This window comes from Streptomyces sp. NRRL F-5755 (assembly GCF_001279365.1).
Taxonomy (GTDB): Bacteria; Actinomycetota; Actinomycetes; order Streptomycetales; family Streptomycetaceae; genus Streptomyces; species Streptomyces rimosus.
The window spans coordinates 63222-69751 of the sequence record NZ_LGCW01000305.1; the positions used below are offsets into that span (position 1 = coordinate 63222).

At 71.8% G+C, this 6530-nt stretch carries 8 protein-coding genes; 6 read left to right on the forward strand and 2 right to left on the reverse strand.

Annotated features, from left to right (window positions below):
- Nucleotides 1-121: 121 nt before the first annotated feature.
- On the reverse strand, nt 122-763 hold the full coding sequence (locus ADK86_RS34925; protein WP_053700225.1) for a TetR/AcrR family transcriptional regulator: 642 nt from the start codon (nt 761-763) through the stop codon (nt 122-124).
- Nucleotides 764-844: 81 nt separating this feature from the next.
- Between ADK86_RS34925 and ADK86_RS34930 the strand changes: the two genes are divergently transcribed.
- The 3 genes from ADK86_RS34930 to ADK86_RS34940 are packed head-to-tail and all read left to right on the forward strand — an operon-like array spanning nt 845 to nt 3007.
- On the forward strand, nt 845-1627 hold the full coding sequence (locus ADK86_RS34930) for an ABC transporter ATP-binding protein (protein ID WP_053700214.1): 783 nt from the start codon (nt 845-847) through the stop codon (nt 1625-1627).
- 41 nt (nt 1628-1668) lie between these two features.
- Nucleotides 1669-2424, forward strand: a complete 756-nt coding sequence (locus tag ADK86_RS34935; protein WP_053700215.1) for an ABC transporter permease — start codon at nt 1669-1671, stop codon at nt 2422-2424.
- 10 nt (nt 2425-2434) lie between these two features.
- A complete protein-coding gene (locus tag ADK86_RS34940) occupies nt 2435-3007 on the forward strand; it encodes a cob(I)yrinic acid a,c-diamide adenosyltransferase (RefSeq protein ID WP_030595641.1) in 573 nt (190 codons plus the stop codon).
- Nucleotides 3008-3019: 12 nt separating this feature from the next.
- Here ADK86_RS34940 and ADK86_RS34945 read toward each other — a convergent pair whose 3' ends face one another.
- Entirely contained in the window at nt 3020-3622 is a 603-nt protein-coding gene (locus tag ADK86_RS34945) for a hypothetical protein (protein ID WP_053700216.1), read from the reverse strand.
- Between the two features lie 197 nt (nt 3623-3819).
- Between ADK86_RS34945 and ADK86_RS34950 the strand changes: the two genes are divergently transcribed.
- The 3 genes from ADK86_RS34950 to ADK86_RS34960 all read left to right on the forward strand — a co-directional run.
- Nucleotides 3820-5070, forward strand: a complete 1251-nt coding sequence (locus ADK86_RS34950; protein ID WP_053700217.1) for a sensor histidine kinase — start codon at nt 3820-3822, stop codon at nt 5068-5070.
- Nucleotides 5067-5753 carry a response regulator gene (locus tag ADK86_RS34955; protein ID WP_053700218.1) on the forward strand — a complete coding sequence of 229 codons (687 nt, stop codon included), beginning with the start codon at nt 5067-5069 and terminating at the stop codon, nt 5751-5753. The genes ADK86_RS34950 and ADK86_RS34955 overlap by 4 nt, the downstream gene beginning before the upstream one ends.
- Nucleotides 5754-5928: 175 nt before the next feature.
- Nucleotides 5929-6530, forward strand: a 602-nt coding sequence (locus tag ADK86_RS34960) for a cellulose-binding domain-containing protein (RefSeq protein ID WP_199834529.1), incomplete at its 3' end; no start/stop codon positions are given.

Genomic DNA, 6530 nt, shown 5'->3' on the forward strand with positions numbered 1-6530 from the left:
GTCCCCTAACACGCTGTACATCTGACGGCTCTCGGCAGTGACGTTAGCGCCCGTCGGCGATCGATAGGAGGGTTAGAGATGCGCGTCACGTCTCAGATGACGGACATCACACCACCCGTGCTCATCCGCCCGCCCGCACGGCATAGTTGAGGACCTTTCCGCCGAGCGCGTCCTCAAGGTCGTCCAGCAGGGCGAGGGCTTCACGTGACACCTCGTCGGGTGCCCGCCCGGTCATCATCTCGCGGCCGATGTAGCCCATGAGCGTGCTGTGCACCCAGTTGAGCTGACCGGCCACCATGAGCGGCACCCAGTCGTCCGCCGCCGCGCCGGCCTCCTGGCGCAGGGTCTCCTCCAGCCGGGTGAGCTGTTCCTGCTGGAGGTGCCAGAGGCGGGCCTTGAGGGTGGCGGAGCCTTCGATGACACGCATGAAGCGGTCGTAGCCCTGGACCAGGCCGACGGTGGGCGAGACCGCCTCCACCTGCTCGCGCAGTTCGCGCAGGACGGCGGCGGCGGCCGACTCCCCGGCGTCCCGGCCGCGTACGAAGCGCGCGAGGCGGTCCACCAGCCCGGCGCTGCGGTCCATGAAGAGGTCTTCCTTGGCCGGGAAGTAGTTGTAGACGGTGTTGACGGAGACGTCGCAGACCTCGGCGATCTCCGCGACGGTCACCGCGTCGAAGCCCCGCTCCAGGAACAGGCCGGTGGCCATGTCCGAGATGTGCTGGCGCGTCTGCCGCTTCTTCCGCTCCCTGAGTCCCTCTGCCATGCCCGCATCGTACGCCTCTTTGGGCACCATTAAAATTTGGGGGCGTTGCAATTTTTCAGTTCCTCTGTTTTTCTGTCCGGCATGGCAGTCATCAGCGCGTCCGGCCTCGCCCGGACCTTCACCACCAAACGCGGCACCGTCGAAGCGGTACGCGGCATCGACCTCACCGCCGGGCGCGGCGAGATCCTCGGCCTGCTCGGCCCGAACGGCGCCGGAAAGACCACCACCCTGCGGATGCTCACCACGCTCCTCGCGCCCACCGGCGGCACCGCGACGGTGGCCGGCTGCGACCTCGCCCGCGACCCGGCCGGAGTGCGGCGCGCCACCGGTTACGTGGCCCAGTCCGGCGGCGTCGACCCGAACGTCTGCGTACGGGAGGAACTGGTCACCCAGGGGCGGCTGTACCGCCTGCCGAAGACCGAGGCGGCGGCCCGCGCCGAGGAACTGGCCGACGCACTCGGCCTCGACGGGCTGCTGGACCGCAAGTGCGCGGCGATGTCCGGCGGGCAGCGGCGGCGCCTGGACATCGCGATGGGGCTGGTGCACCGGCCGGCGGTGCTCTTCCTGGACGAGCCCACGACCGGTCTCGACCCCGGCAGCCGGGCCGGCCTGTGGGAGCTGGTCCGGCGGCTGCGCACGGACTTCGGCACCACGGTCGTGCTGACCACCCACTACCTCGACGAGGCGGACGCGCTGGCGGACCGCGTCGTGGTCGTGGACCAGGGCGTGGTGGCCGCCGAGGGCACCCCGCACGCGCTCAAGTCCGCGTACGCCGGTTCGCCCGACGCGTCCCTCCAGGACGCCTTCCTGGCGATCACCGGGCGCGGCCCCGCCCCCGCGGACACCGCCCCCGTCGCCGTCTGACCGCCCGCCCCAGTCACCGCACCGTCCTCAGGAGCCCCCGTATGTCCTCCGTCCTGTCCGACACGGCCCTGATCTTCGGGCGATACGCCCGGCAGACCCTGCGCTCCAGACTCCAGATGTTCTTCGGCGTGCTGATGCCGCTGCTGTACCTGTTCTTCTTCGGCCCGCTGCTGACCGACCTGCCGCTGACCTCCGAGGGCAGCTCGTGGCAGGTCCTGGTGCCCGGCCTGCTGCTTCAACTCGCGCTGTTCGGCGGGGCGTTCTGCGGATTCGGCATCATCGTCGAGAAGCAGCACGGCGTGCTGGAACGCATGCGGGTGACGCCCGTCAGCCGACTCGCGCTGCTGCTGGGGCGGGTGCTGCGGGACGCGGCGCTGTTCACCTTCCAGGCGGTGCTGCTGGTGCTGGCGGCGGTGGTGATGGGGCTGCGGGCGCCGCTGGGCGGCGTTCTCATCGGGTTCGCTTTCGTCGCCGTGACGACCGTCGCGCTGTCCTCCTTCTCGTACGCGCTGGCCCTGAAGGTCACCTCGCCGCAGGAGTTCGGGCCGGTCGTCAACGCCACCACCATGCCCACGATGCTGCTGTCCGGCCTGATGCTGCCGATGGCCCTGGCGCCCGGCTGGCTGGACGCGCTCTCGCACGTGATGCCGCTGCGCTACCTCGTGGACGGCGTCCGGGCGGCCTACGTGGGCGACTACACCGCGGCGAGCGTGCTGTACGGCGCGCTGGTCGCGGCCGGACTCGCCGTACTGGCCGCGACCGTGTGCGCCCGCGCCTTCCGCAGGGCGGCCGCGTAGGCTCGCCCGTATGGTCAATCTGACACGCATCTACACCCGTACCGGCGACAAGGGCACCACCGCCCTCGGCGACATGAGCCGGACCGCCAAGACCGACACGCGGATCGCGGCCTACGCGGACGCCAACGAGGCCAACGCGGCGATCGGCGTGGCCATCGCGCTCGGCTCGCTGCCGGAGGACGTCGTCAAGGTGCTCGTCCGGGTGCAGAACGACCTCTTCGACGTGGGCGCGGACCTGTCGACGCCGGTGGTGGAGAACCCGGAGTTCCCGCCGCTGCGCGTCGAGCAGTCCTACATCGACAAGCTGGAGGCGGACTGCGACCACTACCTGGAGGGCCTGGAGAAGCTGCGCAGCTTCATCCTGCCCGGCGGCACGGCGGGGGCCGCGCTGCTGCACCAGGCGTGCACGGTCGTACGCCGCGCCGAGCGCTCCACCTGGGCGGCACTGGAGACGCACGGCGACACCATGAACCACCTCACCGCCACCTACCTCAACCGCCTCTCCGACCTCCTGTTCATCCTGGCCCGTACGGCCAACAAGGAGCTGGGCGACGTGCTGTGGGTGCCGGGCGGCGAGCGGTAGGCCCGGCCGGGCTCACCAGCCGGACTTCCGGCCGGCCCCGGTGCGGTCGCGGTCGTCCGTACCGTCCTGGGGCAGGTCCGCCGCCGGTGCCTGCTTCGGCCAGAGCGTGTAGCTCGTCGCGATCACCAAGTTGATGCCGATGACGAAGAGCATCTTGGTCTGCCAGCCGCGCAGCGAGGTGGTCTGCGCGGGGTCGCCCACGTACCAGATCGCGGCCTCCAGCAGGCCCATCGCGATGAGCGCGGCGAGGATCCAGCGGGCCGCCGACTGCCATTCGAAGACCATACGGGCCCGGCCGTACTTCGGCGCGGGCACCGGCGGCGGGCCGCCCGCGAAACGGTGGGCGAAGCGGACGTCCACCCACTTGATGGTGCGGTGCCCCAGCGCAACCGAGAAGCCGATGTAGGCGGCGGCCAGTCCGTGCTTCCAGTCGGGCTCCGTACCGTTCTTCAGGTCGACGGCGGTGACGACCAGCAGGACCAGCTCCAGCAGCGGTTCCAGCAGCAGCACGGCGACGCCGGTGCGCGGCATCTTCGCCAGGTAGCGCAGAGCCAGTCCGCCGGCCAGCAGGACCCAGAAGCCGACCTCGCAGACGACGATCAGCACAGCGATCACGGGACTCCCCTTCTTTCCTGTCCCTTCCAGGCTCGCCCCGGAATCCGGCTGTGCCCTCGTCACCCGTGACGATCCGCCGCTGCATCTTTCGATGTCCCGCGACGGCCCGGAACTGCATCTTTCGATGTACCGCGCGGGGCGCGCGGTTCGGCCGGGGCGTGGAGGCGGCGGGCCGCGCGGCCGTGTTTGATGGTGGGGTGACCGCACGACCCCGCCTCGCCCTGCCCCGCCCGCACCGCGACGACCTGCGCATCGCCGTCTGCGGGCTGCTCGGCGGGCTGCTGGTGTGGGCGCTGGGGCTGCGCAACAACACACCGCTGGTGGACCTGCCCCCATGGCTGGTCCTGGTGGCGCTGACCGCCATGTCCACCGCCGAGCTGCTGCGCCGCGCCGCGCCGCGCACCGCGCTGGTCACGGCGACCGCCGCGCTCGCGCTGGACGTGTGCACCGGCGGGCTGATCATCACGATCCTGATGTTCACCGACGTCGTCTATGCCGCGGTGCTGTACGGATCGCCCGCCACCGCCCGGCGGATCCCGGTCATCAGCATTCTGCTCACCGTCGCCGCCACCATCGTCCCGGTGGCGGTGCTGCGCGACCCGCGGGCCCTGCTGCTCGGCATCGGCGTCGGAGTGATCACGACCGCGCCCGCCTGGACCGGTGTCATCATCCGCGAGCACCGCAACGCCGCGCGGGCCGCCCGGCTGGAGGCCGAACAGACCGCGTTGCTGGCCGAGATGGACCGTACGCAAGCGGTCGTCGCCGAACGCGCCCGGATGGCACGCGAGTTGCACGACATGGTCGCCAACCACCTGTCGGCCATCGCGATCCACTCCACGGCCGCGCAGTCCATAGACGACCCGGCCGCCACCCGGGAGGCGCTCGGCGTCATCCGCGAGAACAGCGTGCAGGGCCTGGCCGAGATGCGGCGCCTGATCGGATTGCTGCGGGACGCCAAGGACCCCGGCGAGACGGCCGAGGCACAGGCCACACCGACCCTGGACGGGCTGGACGCGCTGCTGCGGCAGGCGCGCACCAACGGGGCGAGCAGCGGCCTGACCTTCACCCTCCAGGACGACCGACAGGACGAACGGGAGGACACCCGGGCGGACGGCGGCGCCGCGCGGCTGCCCGCGCCGGTGGAGCTGGCCGCGTACCGCATCGTGCAGGAGTCGCTGACCAACGCCCTCAAGCACGCGGCGCCCGGCGAGGTGGCGGTCCGTATCGCGTACGCTCCTGGCGGCCCGCTCACCGTCAGCGTGACCAGCCCGTTCGGCGACCGCCCCGGCCCGCGCGCGCCCGGCTCCGGCGCGGGGCTGGTCGGCATGCGGGAGCGGATCGCGCTGCTCGACGGTGAATTCGAGGCCGGTCCCGAGGGCCTGGGAGACCGCAAGACATGGCGGGTACGGGCCACGCTCCCGGTCCGCGAGGAGGAAGAGGAACGATGACAGCTGCCACCGGCCGCCCGGTCCGGGTGCTGATCGCCGAGGACCAGTCCGCCGTACGGGCCGGGCTGGTGCTGATCCTGCGCTCGGCCGCCGACATCGAGGTGGCCGGGGAGGCCGCGGACGGCGAGGAGGCGGTGCGGCTGGCCCGCGAGCTGCGCCCCGACGTGGTGCTGATGGACGTACAGATGCCCAAGCTCGACGGGGTGTCGGCCACCCGCGCGATCGTCGCCGAGGAGCTGGCCGACGTGCTGGTGCTGACCACGTTCGACTTGGACGAGTACGTCTTCGGGGCGCTCCGTGCGGGCGCCGCAGGCTTCCTGCTCAAGGACACCGAGGCCGCGGCGCTGGTGGACGCGGTGCGCACGGTGGCCGCCGGGGAGGGGCTGATCGCGCCGGCCGTCACCCGGCGGCTGATCGCGGAGTTCGCCAGCCCCCGGGCGGCACGCCGCCCCGCCGACACCGAGGCGCCGGACCCGGCCGTGCTGGACACCCTGACCCGCCGCGAGCGCGAGGTGCTGGGCTGTCTGGGCCGGGGGATGTCGAACGCCGACATCGCGCTCCGGCTGGAGGTGGCGGAGGCGACCGTCAAGACGCACGTCAGCCGGCTGCTGGGCAAGCTGGAACTGCGCAGCCGGGTACAAGCGGCGGTGCTGGCGCAGGAGTTGGGTGTGGGCGGCGACTGACCGGACCGGCCTCCGCCGCGCGGCGGAGGCCGCCACCCACTTTGGTCCAGACCTCTTGACCGTAGGTCTGGACCTTTTTACGCTCCCTTCACATCTTTGCGGTGAGCGCGCCCCACAGCGCTCACCGGGCGGCGCAGGTTCCCCCACCTTCCCACCCCCTTACCTGGGAGCATCCGTGACACCCGGAACCCTGACACGCACCACCCACGCCCGTCGAAGAGCCCTCGCGGCCCTCACCGCACTCCTGCTGCCCGTCGCCGCGCTCATCGGCCTGGCCGGCGCCACCCCGGCGCACGCCGCCGAATCGGCGACCGCCACGTACACCAAGGTCTCCGACTGGGGCACCGGCTTCCAGGGGCAGTGGACGGTGAAGAACACCGGCGACACCACCATCAACGGCTGGACCGTCGAGTGGGACTTCCCCTCCGGCACCTCCGTCGGCTCCGCCTGGGACGCCCGGGTCAGCGGCTCGGGCACCCACTGGACGGCCCGGAACGCCAACTGGAACGGCACCATCGCCCCCGGCGCCTCGGTCAGCTTCGGCTTCACCGGCGCCGGCAGCGGCGGCGGCGACGTGAGCGGCTGCAAGCTCAACGGCGGCCCCTGCGACGGCGCACAGCCCGGCGACACCCCGCCGTCCGCGCCCGGCAAGCCGGTGGCCGGCAGTGTCACCGACACCTCCGTACGGCTGACCTGGACGGCCGCCACCGACGACAAGGGCGTCAAGAACTACGACATCCTGCGCGACGGTACGAAGGTCGCCACCGTCGAGAAGCT

What these genes read in the sequence shown, in the direction of transcription:
- ADK86_RS34940 (WP_030595641.1), top strand. Translation starts at nt 2,435, where the DNA reads ATGGTCAATCTGACACGCATCTACACCCGTACCGGCGACAAGGGCACC.
- ADK86_RS34935 (WP_053700215.1), top strand. Translation starts at nt 1,669, where the DNA reads ATGTCCTCCGTCCTGTCCGACACGGCCCTGATCTTCGGGCGATACGCC.
- ADK86_RS34925 (WP_053700225.1), bottom strand. Translation starts at nt 763, where the DNA reads ATGGCAGAGGGACTCAGGGAGCGGAAGAAGCGGCAGACGCGCCAGCAC.
- ADK86_RS34955 (WP_053700218.1), top strand. Translation starts at nt 5,067, where the DNA reads ATGACAGCTGCCACCGGCCGCCCGGTCCGGGTGCTGATCGCCGAGGAC.
- ADK86_RS34930 (WP_053700214.1), top strand. Translation starts at nt 845, where the DNA reads ATGGCAGTCATCAGCGCGTCCGGCCTCGCCCGGACCTTCACCACCAAA.